Origin of the sequence: Rathayibacter sp. VKM Ac-2835, from assembly GCF_013266705.1 — a bacterium.
Classification (GTDB): Bacteria; Actinomycetota; Actinomycetes; order Actinomycetales; family Microbacteriaceae; genus Rathayibacter.
Genome location: NZ_JABSNQ010000001.1, coordinates 798,036 through 820,361, shown reverse-complemented (window position 1 = coordinate 820,361; position 22,326 = coordinate 798,036). Strand labels below are relative to the sequence as shown.

Below are 22,326 nucleotides of genomic sequence, written 5' to 3'. Positions count from 1 at the left end.
TCTCGCGAGATGCTACGCCTCGTCCGCGGTGTCGGTGCCGACCTCGGATCTGCGTTTACATCTTTTTAGCCCCGTTCGTGTCCGATGTCAACAGAAACGGACATGTTCGACAGTCGTCGTTCCGCCTCGCGCCCGTCGGGGCGCGGGCAGGCTCGACTCGGGAGCGCCGCCGCGTCAGGCGGCGGACTCCTCCAGCTCGTCCTCGAGGCGGGAGAGCTGCTTCTCCAGACGCCGGCGCTTGAGCAGCGAGGCGTCCGGCAGGGCGGCGCGCAGGCGCTCGCGCTCCGCCTCGGCGAGCGTGCGGCGGGCGCGGCGCAGCTGCTCCTCGCGCTCCTTCTCCAGCTCGTCCGGCGTGAGCTTCCGCGCCGAGATGCCCGCGTCGCTCATGCCCACCGAGATCCAGGAGGCGACGATCAGGATCACCTGGCAGACCAGGTTGAACCAGATCAGCAGTCCGATCAGGACGGCGAAGGAGGCCAGCAGCGGGTTGCGCGAGGCGCCGCCGAGCAGCTGCGTCCCGAGCACCTTCAGCGCCCCGAGGGCGATGCCGCCCATCAGCGCGCCGACCCAGAGGTTCTTCCACGGGATCGGGATGCCGCTGAGGATCCGGAACGAGCCGGCGAGCGTCGCGGTGTCGAGCGCGAGCATGATCAGCAGGCCGACCACGGTTCCGGTGACGCGAGCGAGGGTGGAATCGCTGCCGATCCCGAGGACGTCGAACGCGACGTCGACGAACGAGGTCGAGAAGACCGAGAGCGCCGCCGAGACGACCAGAACGGCGCCGAAGACGAGGGCCAGCCCCGCGTCCTTGAGCTTGAGCAGCACGAACAGGACGGTCGGTCCCGGCAGGGAGAACAGGATCCGGACGGCCTGGCGGAGGCTGCCGAGGAAGTTGAGCGCCGTCCAGAGCAGTCCCGCCGCGGCGATCGCTCCGGTCCAGCCGAGGATCGAGGAGTCGAGCAGCGTGTCGATCGAGACCAGCGAGTTCTTCTCGCCGATCAGCCCCGGCACCGAGCTGGTGAGCAGCTGCAGCAGCGAGTCGCGCAGCGCCGCGTTGTCCCGCAGCACGAACCCGAAGACCGCGAAGAACACGAACAGCGCCGCGAAGATCGCGAACAGCGCCTGGAACGCGAGCCCCGACGCGAACAGCGGCCCGCCGCTCTCGGAGTAGTGCAGCATCACCCGCACCGGCCGCGTCCGCATGATCCGCTCGAACAGCGCCGGGATGCCGCGCGGAGCCTCGGTCGCCGCCTCCGTCATGCCCTCCAGCGTAGAGGCGCCGGGCGGCCGTCGTGCCCACCCCTTCCCGCCTCGACGGCCCCGGGGACGACGAACGGCCCGCCGGATCCGAGGATCCGACGGGCCGAACAGGGGAAGAAGGGTCAGGCGCGGCCGCGGATGACGGCCTGCTTCACCTCGGCGATCGCCTGGGTGATCTGGATGCCGCGCGGGCAGGCCTCGGTGCAGTTGAAGGTCGTGCGGCAGCGCCAGACGCCCTCCTTGTCATTGAGGATGTCCAGGCGGGCTCCGCCGGCGTCGTCGCGCGAGTCGAAGATGAAGCGGTGCGCGTTCACGATCGCGGCGGGGCCGAAGTACTGCCCGTCGGTCCAGAACACGGGGCAGGACGACGTGCACGCGGCGCAGAGGATGCACTTCGTGGTGTCGTCGAAGCGGGCGCGGTCGGCGACCGACTGCACGCGCTCCTTGCCCTTGGTGGGCGGCGTGTTCGCGATCAGGAACGGCTGCACTTCGCGGTAGGAGGCGAAGAACGGCTCCATGTCCACGACGAGGTCCTTCTCGAGGGGCAGGCCCTTGATCGCCTCGATGTAGATCGGCTGCGAGATGTCGAGATCCTTGATCAGCGTCTTGCAGGCCAGACGGTTGCGGCCGTTGATCCGCATCGCGTCGGAGCCGCAGATGCCGTGCGCGCAGGAGCGGCGGAAGGTCAGCGAGCCGTCCTGGTCCCACTTGATCCGGTGCAGCGCGTCGAGGACCCGGTCGGTCGAGAACATCTCGACGTCGAAGTCCTGCCAGCGCGGCTCGGTGTCCTGCTCGGGGTCGAAGCGGCGGATGATGAACGTGACGGTGAACGCCTCCGGGGCCGCGGGGGCGGCGGGGGGCTGCTCGAGAGTGGCGGTCGACACGGCTAGTACTTCCTCTCCATCGGCTGGTACCGGGTGATCACGACGGGCTTCCAATCGAGGCGGATGTGATCGCCCGCGTCGGAGGAGTGGGCGTCTCCGGAGAGGTACGCCATCGTGTGCTGCATGTAGTTCTCGTCGTCGCGCTTGGGGAAGTCGTCGCGCATGTGGCCGCCGCGGCTCTCCTTGCGGTTCCGGGCGGAGTAGACGACGACCTCGGCGAGGTCGAGGAGGAAGCCGAGCTCGACGGCCTCCAGGAGATCGGTGTTGAAGCGCTTGCCCTTGTCCTGCACCGAGATGTTGCGGAACCGGTCGCGCAGGCGCTGGATGGTGCCGGTGACCTGCTCGAGCGACTCGTCGGTGCGGAACACCTGGGCGTTCTTGTCCATCTCGTCCTGCAGCTCCTTGCGGATCGAGGCGATCCGCTCGGTGCCGGTCGCGCCGCGGAGCGAGGCGAGCATGTCGCGGATCGCGCCGGCGGGGTTCTCGGGCAGGGGGGTGAAGTCGACGGTCTGCGAGTAGTCGGCGGCGTTGTTGCCGCTGCGCTTCCCGAACACGTTGATGTCAAGGAGCGAGTTGGTGCCGAGGCGGTTCGAGCCGTGCACCGAGACGCAGGCGCATTCGCCGGCGGCGTAGAGGCCGGGGACCACGGTGCTGTTGTCCGAGAGGACCTCGGCCTTGACGTTGGTCGGGATGCCGCCCATCGCGTAGTGCGCGGTCGGCATGACCGGCACCGGCTCGACGACCGGGTCGACGCCGAGATAGGTGCGGGCGAACTCGGTGATGTCGGGGAGCTTCGTCTCGAGCACCTCGGCGCCGAGGTGGGTGCAGTCCAGCAGCACGTAGTCCTTGTGCGGGCCGGCGCCGCGGCCCTCCGCCACCTCCTGGACCATGCAGCGGGCGACGATGTCGCGCGGCGCGAGGTCCTTGATGGTGGGCGCGTAGCGCTCCATGAAGCGCTCGCCCGAGGCGTTGCGGAGGATCGCTCCCTCTCCTCGCGCTCCCTCGGTGAGGAGGATGCCGAGACCGGCGAGGCCGGTCGGGTGGAACTGGAAGAACTCCATGTCCTCGAGGGGGAGGCCCTTGCGCCAGATGATGCCGACGCCGTCGCCCGTGAGGGTGTGCGCGTTCGACGTCGTCTTGTAGATCTTGCCGAAGCCGCCGGTCGCGAAGATGATCGCCTTGGCCTGGAAGACGTGCAGCTCGCCGGTGGCGAGCTCGTAAGCCACCACTCCGGAGGGCTTGTTCACGCCGTCGACCTCGGTCATCACCAGGTCGAGCACGTAGAACTCGTTGTAGAAGTTGATGCCGAGGCGGACGCAGTTCTGGAACAGCGTCTGCAGGATCATGTGGCCGGTGCGGTCGGCCGCGTAGCAGGCCCGGCGCACGGGCGCCTTGCCGTGGTCACGCGTGTGACCGCCGAAGCGGCGCTGGTCGATCTTGCCGTCCTCGGTGCGGTTGAACGGGAGGCCCATGTTCTCGAGGTCGATGACCGCGTCGATGGCCTCCTTCGCGAGGATCTCCGCCGCGTCCTGGTCGACGAGGTAGTCGCCGCCCTTGACCGTGTCGAAGGTGTGCCACTCCCAGCTGTCCTCCTCGACGTTCGCGAGGGCGGCTGCCATGCCGCCCTGTGCTGCACCGGTGTGCGAGCGCGTCGGGTAGAGCTTCGAGATCACGGCGGTCCTCGCCTTGGGCCCGGCCTCGATCGCGGCGCGCATGCCCGCTCCGCCGGCTCCCACGATCACCACGTCGAACTGGTGGTAGTGGACGCCGTCGTCTCCGACGGTCTTGGTGAAGGCGCTCTGTTCTGCGCCGCCGCTGTGGACGTGGCCTGGTGTGCTCACTGGGTGACTGCTCCGTTGAACGGGGTGGAAGGGCGGGAGTGGGGAGGGGCGCTCCCGGGGGCACGACGGTGCCGCGCGGCGGGACCGCGCGGCACCGTCGTGCCTAGGCGGCGCAGAAGGAGGGCAGCAGACTCGGGTCCGCGTCGGTGGGGCACGGGTTGAAGCCGAAGACCACGTAGGTGCCGAGGGCGATCAGCGCGACGACCGAGACGAGGATGCCGCCTTTGAACACGCGGGCCAGCAGCGGCGAGGTCGCGTAGTCGTTGACGAGCGTCCGCATGCCGTTGCCGCCGTGGATGAGCGCGAGCCAGAGCATCGCGACGTCCCACCACTGCCAGAACGGGTTGGCGAGCTTGCCGCCGACGAAGCCGAAGTCGATGGCCTTGATGCCCTCGCCGAGCAGCAGGTTGAAGATCAGGTGCCCGAAGATCAGGACGATCAGCACGACGCCGGAGGCGCGCATGTAGATCCAGCCCCACTTCTCCCAGTTGGTGCCGGAGGAGCGGGTCGGGACGAGCGGAGTCCGCGGTGCGGCGACGGTGCTCAATGGGCACCTCCCTCGCTGAAGACGTTGATCAGGTGGCGGGGCGCGAAGCCGAGCATCAGCACGACCCACAGGCCGATGACGACCCAGAAGAGCACGCGCTGGTTGCGGGTGGCCCAGCTCCAGAAGTCGACCAGGATGATGCGCAGGCCGTTCAGGGCGTGGAACGCGATCGCGCCCACCAGACCCGTCTCGCCGAGGCCCATGATCGGGTTCTTGTACGTGCCGATGACCGCGTTGTACGCCTCGGGGCTCACCGCGATGAGCGCCGAGTCGAGGACGTGCACGAGGAGGAAGAAGAAGATGGCGACACCGGTGATCCGGTGCAGCACCCACGACCACATGCCTTCGCGACCGCGGTAGAGGGTTCCGGCCGGACGGCGGATCTTCCCCTGCTTCCGGGGTGCGAGGGTTTGAGCAGTTGAAACTGACACGAACAACCCTCCCTGGTTGACTGCTCCGTCGGCCTGACCTGACCCGCGACTCGTGGACGCGGGCGGGGCGGAGGAGCGGCGAGAACACTCGCTCGACGATTCTAGGCACCGGGCGGGATCGCCGCGGCTTAGGCGAGCCTTAGCTGCCGCGGGCCATCGAGACGGGTGCGCCGACCGTCGCGTAGTGGGCGAGGAGCTCGTCGGTGAGCGCGCTCCAGGTGCGGTGCAGCACGCGGCGCCGGCCCGCCTCGCCCAGCCGGGAGCGCAGTCCCGGATCGTCCAGCAGCCGCTCGACCTGGCGGCGCAGGTCGGAGTCGCTCTCCGGCGCGTAGAGCAGTCCGTCGACGCCGTGCTCGATCAGATCCGTCGGTCCGCCGGCATGCGGGGCGACGACGGCGGTGCCGGACGCCTGCGCCTCCTGCACGGTCTGCCCGAAGGTCTCCTCGGTGCCGGTGTGCACGAAGACGTCGAGCGCGGCGAAGACCGCGGGCAGGCGCTCGCCGTCGAGTCGCCCGAGCATCCGCGCCCGGGAGCCGAGCGCCGCTGCGACCCGGGAGGAGGAGGGGCCGTAGCCGCCGACGACCAGGTCCACCCCGGGCAGAGAGGAGAGGGCGCCGAGGCGCTCGACCCGCTTCTCGGGCGAGACGCGGCCGATGTAGCCGACGAGCGCGTCGCCGTTGCCGAGCGGCGCCCGCACCTCGGCGGCGTAGGGGGAGGAGCGCATCCGCGGGTGGAAGCGGTCGCTCTGCACGCCGCGCCCCCAGAGCGCGGTGCGCTCGATCCCGGCTGCGGCGAGGTCGTCGAGCGCGCTGGACGAGGGGGCGAGCGTGAGGTCGGCGCCCGCGTGGATCTGGCGGATCACCCGCCAGGCGAGGGCGCGAGCCCCGCGGATGCCGTAGCGGGCGGCGAAGCGGGCGACGTCGGTCTGGTAGATCGCGACGCTCGGCACCCCGAGCCGGCTCGCCGAGGCGATGGCCCGCGCCCCCAGAAGGAAGGGCGAGGCGACGTGCACGACGTCGGGCTCGAAGGCGGCCAGCTCTCGGGTGAGGGCCAGCGTCGGGATCCCGACGGGGAAGTCGCGGTAGGCGATCGCCGGATGCTCCACGACGCGGTGGCCGGCGTAGTGCCCGGGCGCACCCGCGGCGGGGCAGACGACGATGGCCTCGATCCCCCGCGCCGCGAACTCGTCGAGGACCCGGAGGACGCTCGTGGTGACACCGTTCAACGACGGGAGGAAGCTCTCCGTGACGACCGCGACTCTCACCCTCCGGACGCTACGGGCGCCGTGTGAACGCGGGAGCCCACCCGGGTGAACGGACGGACACGTGCGGGCTCCCTTGTATCCTGCGGACATGACATCACCTGAGACCGATGGCCGCGCCCCGCTCGACCGCTTCTACAGCGTGATCCCGGCAGGCGGGATCGGCTCGCGGCTGTGGCCGCTCTCGCGGGCGGACGCCCCGAAGTTCCTGCACGACCTGACCGGCTCGGGCCAGACCCTGCTCCGCGACACCTGGGACCGGCTCGCGCCGATCTCGGGCGCCGACCGCATCATGGTCGTCACCGGTCGCGCGCACCGCGCCGCCGTCGAGCGCCAGCTGGAGAGCCTCGAGGACCTCAACGTCGTCCTCGAGAGCGAGCCGCGCGACTCCTCCGCCGCGATCGGCCTCGCCGCCGCGATCCTCGAGCGCCGCGAGCCCGGCGTGATCATCGGCTCGTTCGCCGCCGACCACGTGATCAGCGGTCAGCACCTCTTCCACGACGCCGTCGCCGAGGCGGTCGTCGCCGCCGACGCCGGCTACATCGCGACCATCGGCATCACGCCGACCGAGCCCGCGGTCGGCTTCGGCTACATCCGCACCGGCGCCCACCTCGGCATCGAGGGCGCCGCGCACACGCTCGCCGTCGACTCCTTCGTCGAGAAGCCCGACGCCGACACCGCTCGCACCTACGTGCAGAGCGGTCAGTACCTCTGGAACGCCGGCATGTTCATCGCCCGCGCCGACCGCCTGCTCGAGGAGCTCGGCCGCTCGAAGCCGAAGCTGCTCGCGGGTCTGCTCGAGCTCGCGGAGGCGTGGGACACTCCGGAGCGCGGCGCGGTCGTCGACCGCATCTGGCCGGGCCTCGAGAAGATCGCGATCGACTACTCGGTCGCCGAGCCGGCCGCCGCGGAGGGCAAGCTCGCCGTCGTCCCCGGCCACTTCTCCTGGGACGACGTCGGCGACTTCGCCTCGATCGCGAAGCTGCACGCGAGCGGCCTGCGCTCCGACCTGGCGATCCTCGGCGAGGACGCCCGCGTCCTAGCCGACTCCGCCACCGGCATCGTCGTCAGCGGCGGCAATCGCACCATCGCGTTGATCGGCGTGAAGGACATCGTCGTCGTCGACACCCCCGACGCCCTCCTCGTCACCACCACGGAGAACGCCCAGAAGGTCAAGGGCGTCGTCGACGCCCTCCGCCTCTCGGGCCGCACCGACGTCCTCTAGCCGATCGTCGAGAGATCCGTCCTCCTGGGACAGGAGGATCTCGAGACGCCCTCTGCGAGGGCCCCTCGATCAGCATGCCGAAAGGCCCTGCGGACCCCGTCATGCCGATCGAGTAGCCGCGCAGCGGCCCATCGAGACCGCCGTCCCCAGCGGGGGAGCTCTGCAGACTGAGGTTCTGGAGCGGGTGGATCTCGATACGCGCGCTCCGCGCGCTGCTCGGTCAGCATGTGGTGGGTGCGCGCCCGAGGGAGTCGTGCCCTCACCTGCTGGTCGCGGAGCCGTCCGGGGGCGCCGCCCCCCCCCGGACGCCCTCGCCCGAAGGGTCGAGGGCCGCGAGCCGGAATCGCGAGCCAGCGATTCCGGTCAGCCCGACGCGACACGCTCTGCGGAACGCACCACTCCTGGTGGCCGACCGCGGGGGAGGAGCCGCTCGCGGCTCCTCCCCAAGATCAACACTGTGTAACGCTTCCTGACCTCGACCCTCTGGGCGGCTGAGGGTTCCGACACCTTGGGTAACGTGAGGTCATCGATGCCCTGCAGTGCCGATCGTGCGCGCGGGGCCGAATCTTGGAGGACGAATCTTGACTATCACCACGCGTAAGGCCGCGTTCGGCGGTCTCGCCGCTCTGGGCGTCACCGCGCTTCTCGCCGGTTGCGCCTCCGCCCCCGAGGAGGGCGGCTCTTCCGCCGCCGCCGGTGGCGACTTCCTGCCCTGCATGGTGTCCGACGCGGGCGGGTTCGACGACAAGTCGTTCAACGAGCTGGGCTACAACGGTCTCGTGAAGGCGTCCGAGGACCTCGGCGTCACCCCGAAGACCGTGACCTCGGAGTCCGAGACGGACTACGCCCCCAACCTGACGAGCCTCGTCGACCAGGGCTGCAACCTGATCATCACCGTCGGCTTCGCCCTCGCCGAGGCCACCTCGGCCGCGGCGGAGGAGAACACCGACATCGACTTCGCCATCATCGACGACGCGTCGATCGACCTGCCGAACGTCAAGCCGATCACCTTCGACACCTCGCAGTCGGCGTTCCTCGCGGGCTACGCGGCCGCGTCGTACTCGAAGACCGGTGTCGTGGGCACCTACGGCGGCCAGCAGTTCCCGACCGTCACCATCTTCATGGACGGCTTCGCGGACGGTGTGGCGTACCACAACGAGCAGAAGGGCACCGACGTCAAGGTCGTCGGCTGGGACGTCGCGGCGCAGACCGGCTCGTTCACCGGAGGCTTCGCGGCCGGTGTCGAGGCCAAGTCGGCCGCGCAGTCGCTGATCGACCAGAACGCCGACGTCATCCTCCCGGTCGGCGGCCCGATCTTCCAGTCGGCCATCGAGGCCATCCGCGACTCCGGCAAGGACATCGCGATGGTGGGCGTCGACGCCGACCTGTACGAGACCTACCCCGACGGCGGCGACCTGTACCTGACCTCGATCCTCAAGGGCATCGAGGCCGGAACGACCGACGTCACCGCCACTGCGGGCGCCGACGCGTTCGACGCGACCCCGTACGTGGGCACGCTCGAGAACGACGGTGTCGGCATCGCGCCGTTCCACGACTTCGAGTCGAAGGTCTCGGCCGACCTGCAGGGCGAGCTGGACACCATCACGGAGGGCATCATCGACGGCTCGATCACCGTCGAGTCGCCGTCCGCTCCCGCCGCGTCCTGATCTCCGGATCGATCGCAGCGCACTGACGAAGAGGCCGGTGGGCCCGAGTTCTGCTCGGGCCCACCGGCCTCTCGTCCGCTGTCCCGCCGGTCCTCGCGCGCTGGCACGCCGCACCGAAAGTTAGATTGGACCCATGAAGCTCGAACTGCGGGGCATCACGAAGCGCTTCGGCGCTCTCGTGGCCAACGATCACATCGACCTCACCGTCGAACCCGGTGAGATCCACTGCCTTCTCGGCGAGAACGGCGCGGGCAAGTCCACGCTGATGAACGTGCTGTACGGCCTCTACCAGGCGGAGGAGGGCGACATCCTGCTGGACGACGTGGTCCAGCGCTTCTCCGGCCCCGGCGACGCCATGAAGGCGGGCATCGGGATGGTGCACCAGCACTTCATGCTCGTCCCGGTCTTCTCGGTCGCCGAGAACGTCATGCTCGGCCACGAGGAGACGAAGTCGGGCGGCCGACTCGACCTGGCCGCCGCGCGCGCCCGCGTCCGCGACATCTCCGACCGCTTCGGCTTCGACGTCGACCCGGACGCGATCGTCGAGGACCTGCCCGTCGGCGTGCAGCAGCGGGTCGAGATCATCAAGGCGCTCTCCCGCGACGCGAAGGTCCTCGTCTTCGACGAGCCGACCGCGGTGCTGACCCCGCAGGAGACCGACGAGCTGATCGCGATCATGCGGCAGCTGCGCGCCTCCGGGACCGCGATCGTCTTCATCACCCACAAGCTCCGCGAGGTCCGCGAGGTCGGTGACCGCATCACCGTCATCCGCCTCGGCCAGGTCGTGGGCGAGGCGGCGCCGACGGCGAGCAACGCCGAGCTGGCCTCGCTGATGGTCGGCCGCGCCGTGGAGCTCACCGTGCAGAAGGAGCCGGCGCGCGCGGGCGACGAGGCCCTCGTCGTCAGCAACCTCACGGTCAGGGACGCGAACGGCCAGGCCGTCGTCGACGACGTCTCGTTCGAGGTCCGCCGCGGCGAGATCCTCGCGATCGCCGGCGTGCAGGGCAACGGCCAGACCGAGCTGACCGAGGCGATCATGGGGCTGCAGGAGCGCGTGGAGGGCACGGTGACCCTCGACGGCCGCCGGCTCGACGGCCTCTCCGTCCGCCGGGTGCTCGAGGCCGGCGTCGGCTTCGTCCCCGAGGACCGCACCGAGGACGGCCTCGTCGCCGAGTTCACGATCGCCGAGAACCTGATGCTCGACCGCAGCGACAGCGGCCCCTTCGTCAAGGGCCTCGGCCTGCAGCTGAAGGCGCTGGAGACGTTCGCCGAGGAGCGGGTGCGCGAGTTCGACGTGCGCGCCCAGGGCATCACCACGCACGTCGGCCGGCTCTCCGGCGGCAACCAGCAGAAGGTCGTCCTGGCCCGGGAGCTCAGCCGCGAGCTGCGGCTGTTCATCGCCGCCCAGCCGACCCGCGGCATCGACGTCGGCTCGATCGAGTTCGTGCACAAGCGCATCGTCGAGACCCGCGACACGGGCGTGCCCGTCATCGTCGTCTCCACCGAGCTCGACGAGGTCGCCGCGCTCGCCGATCGCATCGCGGTCATGTACAAGGGCGGCATCATCGGGATCGTCCCCGCCGACACGCCCCGGGAGGTCCTGGGGCTCATGATGGCCGGGCAGTCGCCCGCCGAGAAGGGTGCGGCCGCATGAGCGACGCGCAGTTGCCCGCCGTCGATCCGGACGCCGAGTCCGAGAGGGCGACCGGCCTGGAGCCGGGCCAGAAGCCGGGTCAGGAGGCGCGGCCCGGTCCGATCGAGAGCGGGGCGTCCCGCGTCCTCCGCGAGATCCTCTCCGGCACCGCTCTGATGTCGGTGCTCGCCGTGCTGCTCTCGCTGATCGCGGGCGGCGTGCTGATCGCCGCGACCGATCCCGAGGTGCAGTCGGCGGCGGGCTACTTCTTCGCGCGGCCGCTGGACACGCTGCAGGCGATCTGGCAGTCGGTCGCGGGCGCGTACTCCTCGCTCTTCCAGGGCTCGGTCTACAACTTCCGCCGCGAGGGCTTCGCGAACGGCATCAAGCCGCTGACCGACACCCTCGCCTTCGCGACGCCGCTGATCGCGGGCGGCCTCGGCGTCGCCCTGGCGTTCCGGGTCGGGCTCTTCAACATCGGCGGCCGCGGCCAGATGCTGATCGCCGCCGCCTGCGCCGGCTGGGTCGGCTTCTCCTTCGACCTGCCGTTCGGCGTGCACCTGATCATCACGCTCGCCGCGGGGATCCTCGGCGGTGCGCTCTGGGGCGGGCTCGTCGGCCTGCTCAAGGCGCGGACCGGCGCGCACGAGGTGATCCTCACGATCATGCTCAACTACGTGGCGTTCTACTTCGTCTCCTACCTGCTGCGGACGCCGGGCGCGCTCCAGGCGCCGGGCTCGAACAACCCCAAGTCACCCGGGATGAAGGACACGGCGGTCTTCCCCGACCTCCTCGGCTCCGGCTACTCGCTCAACCTCGGCTTCGTCTTCGCGATCCTCGCGACCGTCTTCGTCTGGTGGCTGCTCAACCGCTCGAGCATCGGCTTCAAGTTCCGCGCGGTGGGCGAGAACCCGCACGCGGCCCGGGTCGCCGGCATCGACGTCAAGAACAGCTACGTCTCCGCCATGCTGCTCTCCGGCGGTCTGCTCGGCCTCGCCGGCAGCGCCCAGGTGATGGGCACCGTCACCACCGGCTTCACCGCCGGGATCGACGCCGGCATCGGCTTCGACGCGATCACCGTCGCGCTGCTGGGCCGCTCGCGGCCGTGGGGCGTCTTCTTCGCCGGCATCCTCTTCGGCGCGTTCAAGGCCGGCGGCTACTCGATGCAGGCGGCCGAGGGCGTGCCGATCGACGTGGTCCTCGTCGTCCAGTCGCTGATCGTCCTCTTCATCGCCGCGCCGCCCCTGGTGCGCGCGATCTTCCGCCTCCCGACGCCCGGGGTCGCCCCGAAGCGCCGCACGCGCCGCACCACGGAGGTGTCCGCATGACCACCGCAGTCTCCCGTGCCCCCGGGACGGCGTCCCGGGTCGCCGTCCGCAGCTGGAAGGCCCCGATCGCGTTCGGGATCTTCGCGCTGCTGGCCGTGATCCTGTTCGTCGCCCTCGGCCGCGACGGCACCAGCTCGTTCCGCCTCGCCTCCGGCAGCGACTTCTTCGCCCTGCCGGACCTGCCGTTCCCGACCCGCGCCACCGGCGTGGTCGTGGCCGTGGTCCTGGTCGGCCTCACAGCGGTCGCCGTCGCGTTCACCCGCTCGGCCCGGCGACTGCCGCTCTGGCTCTCGGCGCTCTTCGCGCTCGTCTTCCTGGTCGGCTTCCTGGTCTGGGCGTCCGCGGGCGCGACGCTGCCGCTGCCGGGTCTGCTGCTGGGCACCGTCGGCCTCGCGACCCCGCTGATCTTCGGCTCGCTCGGCGGGGTCATCTCGGAGCGGGTCGGCGTGGTCAACGTCGCGATCGAGGGCCAGCTGCTCGCCGGCGCCTTCACCGCGGCGATGGTGGGCTCGCTCACCCGCCAGCCCGTGCTCGGCCTGCTCGCGGCGATGATCGCGAGCGTGCTGGTGTCGTTCGTGCTCGCCGCCTTCGCGATCAAGTACCTGGTCGACCAGGTGATCGTCGGCGTGGTCCTCAACGTCCTCGTCACGGGGCTGACGAGCTTCCTCTACTCGCAGGTGCTCACGAGCGACGCCGCCGTCTTCAACTCGCCGGTCAAGTTCGAGCGGCTGCCGATCCCGGGGCTCAGCCAGGTGCCGATCCTCGGCCCGGTGCTGTTCAACCAGACGGTCATCGTCTACCTCATGTACCTCGCGATCTTCGCCGTGTGGTGGGGGCTGTTCAAGACCAAGTGGGGCCTGCGGCTCCGTGCGGTCGGCGAGCACCCGCAGGCGGCCGACACGGTCGGCATCAACGTCGCCAGGACGCGCTTCTGGAACGTCTCGCTCGCCGGTGCGATCGCCGGCATGGGCGGTGCCTACTACACGCTCGACGCGGTCGGCGCGTTCGGCAAGGAGATGACGGCGGGCGCGGGCTTCATCGCTCTGGCAGCGGTCATCTTCGGCCGCTGGGACCCGATCAAGGCGACCCTCGCGTCGCTCCTGTTCGGCTTCGCGACGAACCTGCAGAACGTGCTCGGCGTCATCGGCTCGCCGGTGCCGAGCGAGTTCATGCTGATGCTGCCCTACGTGGTGACGATCTTCGCGGTCGCCGGCCTGGTCGGGCAGTCGCGCGGGCCGGCCGCTGCCGGCAAGCCCTATCTCAAATCGTGAATGCAGTCTGAAATCGTGAGGACGGATCCGATGACCGACATCGACTGGGACGCGCTGCGCACCGCCGCGCTCGAGGCCATGGGCAAGGCTTACGTGCCGTACTCGAAGTTCCCCGTGGGGGTGGCCGCGCTCGTCGACGACGGCCGGGTGATCTCGGGCTGCAACGTCGAGAACGCCTCCTACGGGCTGACCCTCTGCGCCGAGTGCGCGCTGGTCTCGTCGCTGCACATGACGGGCGGCGGCCGGCTCGTCGCCTTCACCTGCGTCGACGGCAGGGGCGGCGTGCTGATGCCCTGCGGGCGCTGCCGCCAGCTGCTGTTCGAGCACTCGGCCGACGGGATGCTCCTGCAGACGGTGTCGGGCGTGAAGACGATCGACGAGGTCATCCCCGACGCGTTCGGCCCGCGCACCCTCGAGGCCTACGCGGCCGAGTAGCCCCGACCGTGCGCTCTCGCCCCGCCGCCCCCCGCTCCCACTCCTGAACCGAGGACCCCGCATGACCCCGTCCACTCCCGTCGAGGCGTTCGACGCCGTCGACGTCATCCGCACCAAGCGCGACCGCGGCACGCTCTCGACCGCGCAGATCGACTGGCTGATCGACGCCTACACCCGGGGCTACGTCCAGGGCGAGCAGATGGCCGCGTTCGCGATGGCCGTGCTGCTCAACGGCATGGACCGCGACGAGATCCGCGATCTGACGCTGGCGATGATCGCGAGCGGCGAGCGGATGAGCTTCGACGGCCTCGGCAAGCGGACGGTCGACAAGCACTCCACCGGCGGGGTCGGCGACAAGATCACGCTGCCGCTGATGCCGCTGGTCGCCTCCTTCGGCGTCGCGGTGCCGCAGCTCTCGGGCCGCGGCCTCGGCCACACCGGCGGCACGCTCGACAAGCTCGAGGCGATCCCCGGCTGGCGCGCGGACCTCAGCAACGAGGAGATGTTCGAGCAATTGCGGACCGTCGGCGGCGTGATCTGCGCGGCGGGCTCCGGGCTCGCCCCCGCGGACAAGAAGCTCTACGCCCTGCGCGACATCACCGGCACCGTCGAGGCGATCCCGCTGATCGCCTCCTCGATCATGTCGAAGAAGATCGCGGAGGGGACCGACGCCCTGGTGCTCGACGTCAAGTTCGGCTCCGGTGCGTTCATGACCGACATCGAGCGCTCGCGCGAGCTGGCGCGGGCGATGGTCGACCTCGGCAACGACGCCGGCGTGCGCACCACGGCACTGCTGACCAACATGAACGTGCCGCTCGGCCTCGCGATCGGCAACGCGAACGAGGTCCGCGAATCGGTCGAGGTGCTCGCCGGCGGCGGACCCGCGGACGTGCGCGAGCTGACCCTCGCGCTCGCTCGCGAGATGCTCGCGCTGGCCGGGCTGCCCGACGCCGACGTCGAGGGCGCGCTCGACGGCGGCGCGGCGATGGACACCTGGCGCGCGGTGATCCGGGCGCAGGACGGCGACCCGGACGGCGCCCTCCCCGTCGCCCGCGAGACGCACGTCGTCGTGGCCGCGCGCGACGGCGTCCTGGTCGAGCAGCAGGCGCTGCCCTTCGGCATCGCGGCCTGGCGCCTGGGCGCGGGGCGCGCGCGCCAGCAGGACGCGGTGCAGCACGCGGCCGGCATCGACCTGCACGCGAAGCCCGGCGACCGGGTCCGCGCCGGGCAGCCGCTGTTCACGCTCTCCGCCGACGAGCCGTCGCGCTTCGACCGTGCGCTCGAGTCGCTCGAGGGCGCCTACCGGATCGGCGACGAGGGCGACGCCGTCCTCGACGGCGGCCCGCTGGTGGCGGAGCGCATCGCCTGACCCGTGCCGGGGCTGTTCCCACGTGCCGGAGGCCGGCCGCCCGTCGCCCGTCCACCGCGCGACCCGGACGGGGTGGTGGACGCGGCCGAGGGCGGCGCGGGCGGCACCGTAAGGTGGTCGGCGAACCGTCGTCCGACCCGAGGAGCACCGTGACCGACAGCACCGAGTTCGGCAGCAGCCACGAGGAGTACCTCCTCCCGGGCGAGGGGATCCTCATCGACGACCTGCCCAAGGTGTCGCTGCACGATCACCTCGACGGCGGTCTCCGCCCCGCGACGATCGTCGAGATCGCCGGGCAGACGGGCGTCGCCCTCCCCGCCGAGGACCCCGAGGCCCTCGAGCGGTGGTTCACGAGCACCGCCGACTCCGGCTCGCTCGAGGACTACCTCGCGACCTTCGAGACCACGATCGCGGTCATGCAGACCGCCGCGTCGCTCGAGCGCGTCGCCCGCGAGTTCGTGCTCGACCTCGCCGCCGACGGCGTCGTGCACGGCGAGATCCGCTGGGCGCCCGAGCAGCACCTCCGCTCCGGTCTCACCCTCGACGCGGCCGTCGAGGCCGTGCAGGAGGGACTCGAGCAGGGCGTCCAGGAGGCGGCCGCGCACGGCTCGCGCCTCGGCGTCGGCCAGCTGATCACCGCGATGCGGCACACCGACCGCTCGCTCGAGATCGCCGAGCTCGCCCTCCGCCACCGCGAGCGCGGCGCGATCGGCTTCGACATCGCCGGTGCGGAGGCGGGCTTCCCCGCGTCGCGGCACCGCCCCGCGTTCGAGCTCCTCGCCGCCGCGCACTTTCCGACGACCGTGCACGCGGGCGAGGCCGACGGCCTCGACAGCATCCGCTCGGCGCTCCTGGACGGCCGCGCGCTGCGCCTCGGCCACGGCGTCCGGCTCGCGGAGGACATCCGCGTCGAGCGCCAGGACGACGACGCCAGCTACGTCACCCTCGGCGAGCTCGCCGAGTGGGTGAAGGACCGGCGGATCGCGCTCGAGCTCAGCCCGTCCTCGAATCTGCAGACCGGAGCGGTCGCCGCGTGGGGCACCGAGCTCGCCGACCACCCGTTCGACCTGCTCTACCAGCTCGGCTTCCGCGTCACCGTCAACACCGACAACCGCCTGATGAGCGGCACGACGCTCAGCCGCGAGCTGGCACTGCTCTCGGACGCGTTCGGCTACGACCTCGACGACCTCGAGGCGTTCCAGATCAACGCCGCCGAGGCGAGCTTCCTGCCGCTCGACGAGCGCCGCGAGCTGATCGACACGATCAGCGCCGGCTTCGAGGCGGCCTGAGCATGCCCCTCGACCCGCTCTCCGACGCCGCGGTGGCCCTGCGCCACCCCGCCGCCAGCTGGCGCGAGGCCGTCATGGAGGCGGGACGCGCCCTCGAGCGCAGCGGCGCGGTGGACCCCGCCTACTCCCGCCGGATGGTCGAGCAGGTCGACGTGCTCGGTCCCTACATCGTGATCGCCCCCGGCCTCGCCCTCGCCCATGCCCGACCGGGCAACGACGTCCTCGCGGACGGGATCTCGGTGGTCACCCTCGCCGACCCCGTCGCCTTCGGCCACAGCACCAACGACCCGGTCTCCGTGGTCATCGGCATCGCCGCCACCCAGGCGCACGGCCACGTCGGCTTCGTCTCCGGCCTCGCCGACGTCCTCAGCAAGCCGGACGCGGTCGCGGCCCTCGCCGCCGCCCGCACCGTCCGCAGCATCAACGCCGTCCTCACCGACGACACCCCGCACCACGGAAGAAGCGCATGAAGATCGTCACCCTCTGCGGCGCCGGAATCGGCACCTCCGCCATCCTCAAGCTCGGCGCCGAGCGCGCCCTCGAGGCCCTCGACCTCGAAGCCGACGTCGTCGCCTCCGACCTCGCCTCCGTCGACGCCCTCGCCGCCGACGCGCAGGTCATCCTCACCTCCAGCGAGCTGATCGACAAGATCGGCAAGACCTTCGCCGAGGTCGTCGTCATCGACAACTACCTCGACCAGACCGAGATCACGGCGAAGATCGAGCGGGCGCTGGGTTGATCCGCCGATAGGCGGATCAACCGAGTGCCGTTTTCTGAGCCGCTCCCCGCGCGGCTCAGCGCGGTCGGCTTCTCGAGGTGGTGCGTTCCGTAGAGCGTGTCGCGTCGCGCTGTCTCGAATCGCTGGCACGCGATTCTCGATCGCGCGCTCTGCCCTGAGGGTGCTCGAGCACGTGTGGGTGGTTGTCCGGTTCAGGTCGCGAGATGCCTGTCGGGTACGCGACACGCCGGGGGAGGCGGGCGCACGTGGCATCTCGCGAGGAGGGGCGGTGGGTCAGGGCGCCAGGAGGGTGAGAGTCCGGGTGATCAGCGCGCGGGCGCGGGTGGGGGAGAGGCGGGGCGACTGCTCGGCGGCGCGGGCGACGGCGATGCCGTCGAGGACGGCGAGGAGGAGCGCGGCGTCGTCGGGGGAGAGCGACGCCGAGGGACGGGCGGCACGCAGCAGCTCCAGGACGACGTCCTCGGTGTGCGACCAGGCGGCGGTGTGCAGCGCGCGGATCTCCGGATCGGTGCCGGCCCGCGAAGCGAAGGCGGTCCAGACGACGGCGTCGGCGACGTCGGCGTCCTCGACGCAGGCGATCGCCTCGCAGAAGACGCGCAGCCGCGCCTCGGGTGACGGCTCCTGCTCGAACCGGGCCTGCAGGCGCAGTCGGAACCGCTCCTCCACTCGCGCCATCGCGCCCGTCAGCAGCGCCTGCTTGGTCGGGAAGTGGTGCTGCACCGCGCCCACCGAGACGCCCGCCTCGGCGGCGACGGTCCGGATGCTCAGCTGATCGGCGCCGCGGGTGGACAGCACCGTGACGACCGCCGAGAGGATGTCGCTCCTGCTCTCGCGCCGATCGGCCATCCGCGCTCCTTCCGATCCGCCCCTCGAGCAGGCTACGCTCTCGAGCATGACCAATACGACCGTATTGCCCGATCGATCGGAGGCCGGTCCGCGCATCGACTCCCTGGACGTCATCAGGGGCGTCGCGATCATCGGGACCCTCGGGACGAACATCTGGCTGTTCTCGCACCCGTGGGGGCTGCTCGGGCTGCTGACGGAGCCGGTGACCGCCGGGACCTCGCCGGGGGAGCGGACTGCGCAGCTCCTCCTGATGGCGCTGGCGCAGGGGAAGTTCCTCGCCCTGCTCTCGCTCACGTTCGGCATCGGCCTGGCGATCCAGCACGCGTCCGCCGTCCGCCGGGGGCGGCGCTGGCCCGGCCGCTATCTCTGGCGGGCGACCCTGCTCCTGCTCGACGGCGCGGTCAACTACGTGCTGATCGCCGAGTTCGACGTGCTGATGGGCTACGCGGTGACCGGGGCGGTGGTGGCCGGGCTGCTGCTCACCCGCCCGCGGGTGCAGTGCCGGACCGTGATCCTCCTCGGAGCGCTGCACGTCCTGCTGATCTCGGCGCTCGTGGCGCTCGTCGCGACTCAGCCGGACTCGACCGGACAGGGCCCCACCGGTCGCAGCCCCTACGCGGACGCCTCCTTCCTCGGCCTCTCGCTGTTCCGCCTGCAGAACGCGGGCCCCTTCCGGGCGGAGCCGGTGCTGATCGGGTTCCTGAGCCTGGCGATGTTCCTCCTCGGCGCCCAGCTCCTGCGCGCGGGCCTGTTCGCGCGGGAGGGGTGGTCGCTGCGGCGGCGGCTCATGATCCTCGGCGCGGTGGCCGCTCCGGCCGACCTGGCGCTCGGACTCACCGGGAGCGCGGCCGGCCTGCTGGCCGAGCGCTACCTCGTCGCTCCGCTGGTGGCGCTCGGCCTGCTCGCGCTCCTCGCCGAGCTGGGGCGGCGCCGGGGCGGCACGAGCTGGATCTCGCGACGCGCTCGCGAGGTGGGCCGCGTCGCCCTGAGCTCCTACCTGCTGCAGAACCTCCTCGCCGGCGCGCTCTTCTACGGCTGGGGACTCGGGCTCGCGGAGACCGCGGCTCCGTGGCGAGTGCCGGTCACGATCGGCGCCTTCGTCCTCGTCGCGGCGGTCGTCGTGCTCGCCGCGCACCTCTGGCTCCGCCGGTTCCCGCTCGGCCCGGTCGAGTGGCTGTGGCGGCGCGGCGAGCGCATCGGGGGCGATCACTCCCGCTGACGACGTCCGACGCCAGGCTCTGCGTCACGACCGCGTGCTCGTCTCTCTCGTGCGATTCTCCGATCCGGCTCCGATGAGGAGCCTGTTTTCCGAATCGATTGGATTGACATGCGCACTCGAATCCGCTGCACCATCGCCGGGCTCACCGCCCTCGGCCTCCTCTCGGGAGGCGCGGTCCTCGGAGCAGGGCCGGCCTCCGCCCGCGAGACCCCTTCGGCCGCCTCGTCGTCCTCCTCCGCGCCGCCGGCGTGGAGTGCGACGGCGACCCGCACCGCATCGGATCCCTTCCCCGGAGTCGCGGAGTGGAGCGCGACCGCGACGTACACGGGTGGCCAGCAGGTGGTGCGCGACGGGAGGCTCTACACCGCCGGTTGGTGGACCCGCGGCGCTGATCCCCGCGAGAACTCCGGGGCGATCGGCTCCGGCAGGGTGTGGCAGCCCGCGACCGCGGTGACGCCGACGCCGGCCTCCACGATCACTCCGGCCCCGGCGAGGACGGCGGTCCCGACCCCGGCACCCACGCCGGTTCCCGCCACGGACCCCGCCCGGGCCCCATGGACCACGACACCCGACACCGGAACGGCACCCGCCGTCCTCCGCTCGGGCTACAAGGACATCACGATCAACATGGACTGGAACACCCACCAGCTGCGCACGATGCTCGACGGGAAGATCGTCCCGCTCGCGGGGCCCGACTCCTGGGCCAGCCGGACGGGCAGCGGCGCGGTCACCCTCGCGTTCGCCTCCGGCACCGGAGACGCCCCGAGCTGGGCGGGCGTGACGGCGGACGAGTTCCGCCACTCGATCGACCAGCTCGTCGACGCGGACGTCGACTACGTGCTCGCCACCGGCGGCGCCTCGGCGACGTTCACCGCGAACGCCGCTCAGCTCGACTCGTTCATCAGCCGGTACGCCTCGAAGAACCTGATCGGCATCGACTTCGACATCGAGCAGGGGCAGACTCCCGCGCAGATCCGGGAGCTCGCGGAGGCGGCCGCTGTCGCCGAGGGGAAGTACCCCGGCCTCCGCTTCTCCTTCACCCTCCCCACCTCGGCGGGATCGGACGGCCGGAAGGCCAGCCTGAACGCGACCGGCGTGGAGACCGTCGCCGCGATCGAGGCCGCGAAGCTCCGGAACTACACGGTCAACCTGATGGCGATGGACTACGGCCGGTCCGCCTCCGACGTCGCGGTCCTCGGGCCGGACGGCGCACCCGACATGGGCGCGTCCGCCGTGCAGGCCGCGCGCAACGTCCACGAGACCTTCGGCATCCCCTACTCGAAGCTCGAGCTGACGGTGATGATCGGCGTCAACGACACCCCGGGTGAGGTCACCACGGTCGCGGACCTCGAGCACGTCGCGGAGTTCGTCAAGACCCAGGGCCTCGCCGGTCTCCACCTCTGGTCCGTCGACCGCGACACCCCCTCGGCGACAGGGACGCTGTCCCCGTCGAGCTCGGGGACGAGCAACGCCTCGGGCGCCTACTCCGCGGTCGTCAACCGAGCCGGCTGACCCTCGCCCTGACGACACGGCCCCGGTCGCGGCGATCACGGCGACCGGGGCCGTGCTCCGCGCCGAGGCCGCACCCGGCCCGCACTCGGCGGGTCGACCGCGGCGCTGCCTCCCTGTGCGCCCGGCCGCGACGGCACGAGTCCGTCCGCCCGTGCACGGCACCGCCCTTCCCTCACCACCCACCTCGCCTCACATCCCCTTTCAGGAGTCCTCCCCGCCATGCCCGAGAACCCGCCCGTCCTCTCCACCCCGGATCTCCCCGCCCGCCCGTCACGCCCGAAGCGGGTCCTCCACCGCGTGCTGACGGCGCTCGCGTCCGCGGCCGCCGTCCTCCTCGGCCTCGCCGGCTCGACGATCGCGGCGGCGTTCGCGCTGACCGTGTCGCTGCCGTTCGCGATCGCCGTCTGGATCGTCCTCTCCCTGCTCCTCGTCCTCCTGCTCGTCGCCGGGGTGCAGCGACTTCTCCCGCGCCGGCTGCGGCCGGTCCGGCGGTCGGTGCGGTGGCGCACCCCGCTGATCGTCGCCGCAGTCTCGACGGCCGTCGTCGGCGCGCTCGCCGGCGGGACCGTCCTCGCTCCGGTCGGCGGATCGTCCGTCGGCTCCACCCCCGTCGCTCCGCAGTTCTGGGACCTCTCCACCGGCTCGCACGTCGCGTACTGGAAGACCGCCGCGCCCGCCCCCGGCGGGTCCGACGTCCCGATCGTGTACCTCCACGGCGGTCCGGGCGCGTTCGTCGGCCCCACGGACTTCGACTCGCTGCCCACCCTCGCGGAGACCGGTCACGACGTGTACATGTTCGACCAGGCGGGCGCCGGCTACTCCTCCGACCTGCCCCTGCGCGAGTACACCTTCGAACGGTCCCTCGCGGACATCGACGCCGTCCGGGAGCAGACCGGTGCGGACCGGGTGATCCTCGTCGGCCACTCCGCGGGTGGCTTCCTCGCGGCCGCCTACGCTGCGCAGCACCCCGAGCACGTCGAGAAGGCGATTCTCATCGCCGCTGGCACCTTCGACCCGTCCGAGGACGGGCATCGCGCGGCCGACGCGGCGCGGGCGGTGGCCGACGCGCGCATGAGCGAGGACCCGAGCGCCGATCGGGCGACCCCTCTCTCCCTCGGCACTCAGCTGAGAATGACCGCCGGCCTGGGGCTCCTGCAGACGGTCGGCCCCGACGCGGCCGCGAACCTGCTCTCCCAGGACGACGGCAGACGGGCGACGGCGACGCTGACGGGCGGCCCCAGCGGTCTCAACATCTTCTCGAACACGCTGCTGAACGCCGACTTCGAATCCCACTGGGAGACGACGCTCGCCGAGCTCGGTGCTGTCCACGTGCCCACGCTGCTCGTCCGACCGCAGTACGACCACGTCGACTGGCGCGGCCAGCATCTGCTCGCTCGGGCGATCCCGGGTTCGCAAACGGTCTACGTCGCGGGCGCCGACCACGACCCGTGGGCCGCGGCGTTCGAGCGGACGCACGCCGCCGTGTCCGACTTCCTCCTCGACCGGGAGCAGCCGCTCTACACCGGAGACGCCGACCCGGGGCTCGGCGTGGCTCCCGACAACGGCTGA

The 22,326-nt window shown here is 71.3% G+C and carries 20 protein-coding genes; 13 read left to right on the top strand and 7 right to left on the bottom strand.

Translation table 11 applies throughout. The annotated features are described in order from the left end of the window. Positions 1-174: 174 nt before the first annotated feature. The 6 genes from HRK28_RS03730 to HRK28_RS03705 form a co-directional block, all read right to left on the bottom strand. Positions 175-1,260: a YihY/virulence factor BrkB family protein gene (locus HRK28_RS03730; RefSeq protein ID WP_160088011.1), complete on the bottom strand. Its 1,086-nt coding sequence runs from the start codon at positions 1,258-1,260 to the stop codon at positions 175-177. A gap of 122 nt (positions 1,261-1,382) precedes the next feature. Further along, positions 1,383-2,144, bottom strand: coding sequence for a succinate dehydrogenase iron-sulfur subunit (locus HRK28_RS03725; protein ID WP_160088013.1), 762 nt, complete (start codon positions 2,142-2,144; stop codon positions 1,383-1,385). A gap of 2 nt (positions 2,145-2,146) precedes the next feature. Beyond that, complete coding sequence (sdhA, locus tag HRK28_RS03720; RefSeq protein WP_244231903.1) at positions 2,147-3,889, bottom strand: succinate dehydrogenase flavoprotein subunit; 1,743 nt, start codon at positions 3,887-3,889, stop codon at positions 2,147-2,149. 199 nt (positions 3,890-4,088) lie between these two features. Then, positions 4,089-4,532 carry a succinate dehydrogenase hydrophobic membrane anchor subunit gene (locus tag HRK28_RS03715; RefSeq protein WP_160088017.1) on the bottom strand — a complete coding sequence of 148 codons (444 nt, stop codon included), beginning with the start codon at positions 4,530-4,532 and terminating at the stop codon, positions 4,089-4,091. Next, entirely contained in the window at positions 4,529-4,915 is a 387-nt protein-coding gene (gene sdhC, locus HRK28_RS03710) for a succinate dehydrogenase, cytochrome b556 subunit (protein WP_268788348.1), read from the bottom strand. The genes HRK28_RS03715 and sdhC overlap by 4 nt, the downstream gene beginning before the upstream one ends. Positions 4,916-5,102: 187 nt before the next feature. Next, entirely contained in the window at positions 5,103-6,227 is a 1,125-nt protein-coding gene (locus HRK28_RS03705; RefSeq protein ID WP_173250451.1) for a glycosyltransferase family 1 protein, read from the bottom strand. Between the two features lie 88 nt (positions 6,228-6,315). Here HRK28_RS03705 and HRK28_RS03700 point away from each other — a divergent pair, with 88 nt between their 5' ends. The 10 genes from HRK28_RS03700 (at position 6,316) to HRK28_RS03655 (ending at position 17,180) form a co-directional block, all read left to right on the top strand. Beyond that, entirely contained in the window at positions 6,316-7,449 is a 1,134-nt protein-coding gene (locus tag HRK28_RS03700) for a mannose-1-phosphate guanylyltransferase (RefSeq protein ID WP_160088021.1), read from the top strand. Between the two features lie 581 nt (positions 7,450-8,030). Further along, a complete protein-coding gene (locus HRK28_RS03695; RefSeq protein ID WP_160088023.1) occupies positions 8,031-9,116 on the top strand; it encodes a BMP family protein in 1,086 nt (361 codons plus the stop codon). Positions 9,117-9,249: 133 nt separating this feature from the next. Further along, complete coding sequence (locus HRK28_RS03690) at positions 9,250-10,770, top strand: ABC transporter ATP-binding protein (protein WP_173250450.1); 1,521 nt, start codon at positions 9,250-9,252, stop codon at positions 10,768-10,770. Beyond that, positions 10,767-12,077 (top strand): ABC transporter permease, encoded by a 1,311-nt coding sequence (locus HRK28_RS03685; protein WP_160088027.1) that lies wholly within the window; start codon positions 10,767-10,769, stop codon positions 12,075-12,077. Before HRK28_RS03690 ends, HRK28_RS03685 begins: the two co-directional genes overlap by 4 nt. Continuing rightward, on the top strand, positions 12,074-13,348 hold the full coding sequence (locus HRK28_RS03680; RefSeq protein WP_173250449.1) for an ABC transporter permease: 1,275 nt from the start codon (positions 12,074-12,076) through the stop codon (positions 13,346-13,348). The genes HRK28_RS03685 and HRK28_RS03680 overlap by 4 nt, the downstream gene beginning before the upstream one ends. Before the next feature lie 30 nt (positions 13,349-13,378). Continuing rightward, positions 13,379-13,783, top strand: coding sequence for a cytidine deaminase (locus HRK28_RS03675; RefSeq protein WP_160088031.1), 405 nt, complete (start codon positions 13,379-13,381; stop codon positions 13,781-13,783). 61 nt (positions 13,784-13,844) lie between these two features. Further along, positions 13,845-15,152, top strand: coding sequence for a thymidine phosphorylase (locus HRK28_RS03670; protein ID WP_173250448.1), 1,308 nt, complete (start codon positions 13,845-13,847; stop codon positions 15,150-15,152). Between the two features lie 209 nt (positions 15,153-15,361). Beyond that, positions 15,362-16,441, top strand: a complete 1,080-nt coding sequence (locus HRK28_RS03665; protein ID WP_367948364.1) for an adenosine deaminase — start codon at positions 15,362-15,364, stop codon at positions 16,439-16,441. Positions 16,442-16,443: 2 nt separating this feature from the next. Beyond that, positions 16,444-16,911: a PTS sugar transporter subunit IIA gene (locus HRK28_RS03660; RefSeq protein ID WP_123735202.1), complete on the top strand. Its 468-nt coding sequence runs from the start codon at positions 16,444-16,446 to the stop codon at positions 16,909-16,911. Next, on the top strand, positions 16,908-17,180 hold the full coding sequence (locus HRK28_RS03655; RefSeq protein ID WP_160088035.1) for a PTS sugar transporter subunit IIB: 273 nt from the start codon (positions 16,908-16,910) through the stop codon (positions 17,178-17,180). Before HRK28_RS03660 ends, HRK28_RS03655 begins: the two co-directional genes overlap by 4 nt. 273 nt (positions 17,181-17,453) lie before the next feature. Here the strand turns inward: HRK28_RS03655 and HRK28_RS03650 are convergent, their stop codons facing one another. Beyond that, positions 17,454-18,026 (bottom strand): TetR/AcrR family transcriptional regulator, encoded by a 573-nt coding sequence (locus HRK28_RS03650; RefSeq protein ID WP_160088037.1) that lies wholly within the window; start codon positions 18,024-18,026, stop codon positions 17,454-17,456. A gap of 46 nt (positions 18,027-18,072) precedes the next feature. Between HRK28_RS03650 and HRK28_RS03645 the strand changes: the two genes are divergently transcribed. The 3 genes from HRK28_RS03645 to HRK28_RS03635 all read left to right on the top strand — a co-directional run bounded on the left by HRK28_RS03645 (position 18,073) and on the right by HRK28_RS03635 (position 22,326). Beyond that, entirely contained in the window at positions 18,073-19,245 is a 1,173-nt protein-coding gene (locus HRK28_RS03645) for a DUF418 domain-containing protein (RefSeq protein ID WP_173250446.1), read from the top strand. Positions 19,246-19,353: 108 nt separating this feature from the next. Continuing rightward, the gene (locus HRK28_RS20425) at positions 19,354-20,757 is read left to right on the top strand and encodes a carbohydrate-binding protein (protein ID WP_173250445.1); all 1,404 of its coding nucleotides are present in this window, start codon (positions 19,354-19,356) and stop codon (positions 20,755-20,757) included. 219 nt (positions 20,758-20,976) lie between these two features. Beyond that, positions 20,977-22,326, top strand: coding sequence for an alpha/beta hydrolase (locus tag HRK28_RS03635; RefSeq protein WP_173250444.1), 1,350 nt, complete (start codon positions 20,977-20,979; stop codon positions 22,324-22,326).

What these genes read in the sequence shown, in the direction of transcription:
- HRK28_RS03700 (WP_160088021.1), top strand. Translation starts at nt 6,316, where the DNA reads ATGACATCACCTGAGACCGATGGCCGCGCCCCGCTCGACCGCTTCTAC.
- HRK28_RS03635 (WP_173250444.1), top strand. Translation starts at nt 20,977, where the DNA reads ATGCCCGAGAACCCGCCCGTCCTCTCCACCCCGGATCTCCCCGCCCGC.
- HRK28_RS03690 (WP_173250450.1), top strand. Translation starts at nt 9,250, where the DNA reads ATGAAGCTCGAACTGCGGGGCATCACGAAGCGCTTCGGCGCTCTCGTG.
- HRK28_RS03645 (WP_173250446.1), top strand. Translation starts at nt 18,073, where the DNA reads ATGACCAATACGACCGTATTGCCCGATCGATCGGAGGCCGGTCCGCGC.
- HRK28_RS03650 (WP_160088037.1), bottom strand. Translation starts at nt 18,026, where the DNA reads ATGGCCGATCGGCGCGAGAGCAGGAGCGACATCCTCTCGGCGGTCGTC.
- HRK28_RS03675 (WP_160088031.1), top strand. Translation starts at nt 13,379, where the DNA reads ATGACCGACATCGACTGGGACGCGCTGCGCACCGCCGCGCTCGAGGCC.
- HRK28_RS03730 (WP_160088011.1), bottom strand. Translation starts at nt 1,260, where the DNA reads ATGACGGAGGCGGCGACCGAGGCTCCGCGCGGCATCCCGGCGCTGTTC.
- HRK28_RS03680 (WP_173250449.1), top strand. Translation starts at nt 12,074, where the DNA reads ATGACCACCGCAGTCTCCCGTGCCCCCGGGACGGCGTCCCGGGTCGCC.
- HRK28_RS03655 (WP_160088035.1), top strand. Translation starts at nt 16,908, where the DNA reads ATGAAGATCGTCACCCTCTGCGGCGCCGGAATCGGCACCTCCGCCATC.
- HRK28_RS03670 (WP_173250448.1), top strand. Translation starts at nt 13,845, where the DNA reads ATGACCCCGTCCACTCCCGTCGAGGCGTTCGACGCCGTCGACGTCATC.
- HRK28_RS20425 (WP_173250445.1), top strand. Translation starts at nt 19,354, where the DNA reads ATGCGCACTCGAATCCGCTGCACCATCGCCGGGCTCACCGCCCTCGGC.
- HRK28_RS03685 (WP_160088027.1), top strand. Translation starts at nt 10,767, where the DNA reads ATGAGCGACGCGCAGTTGCCCGCCGTCGATCCGGACGCCGAGTCCGAG.
- HRK28_RS03660 (WP_123735202.1), top strand. Translation starts at nt 16,444, where the DNA reads ATGCCCCTCGACCCGCTCTCCGACGCCGCGGTGGCCCTGCGCCACCCC.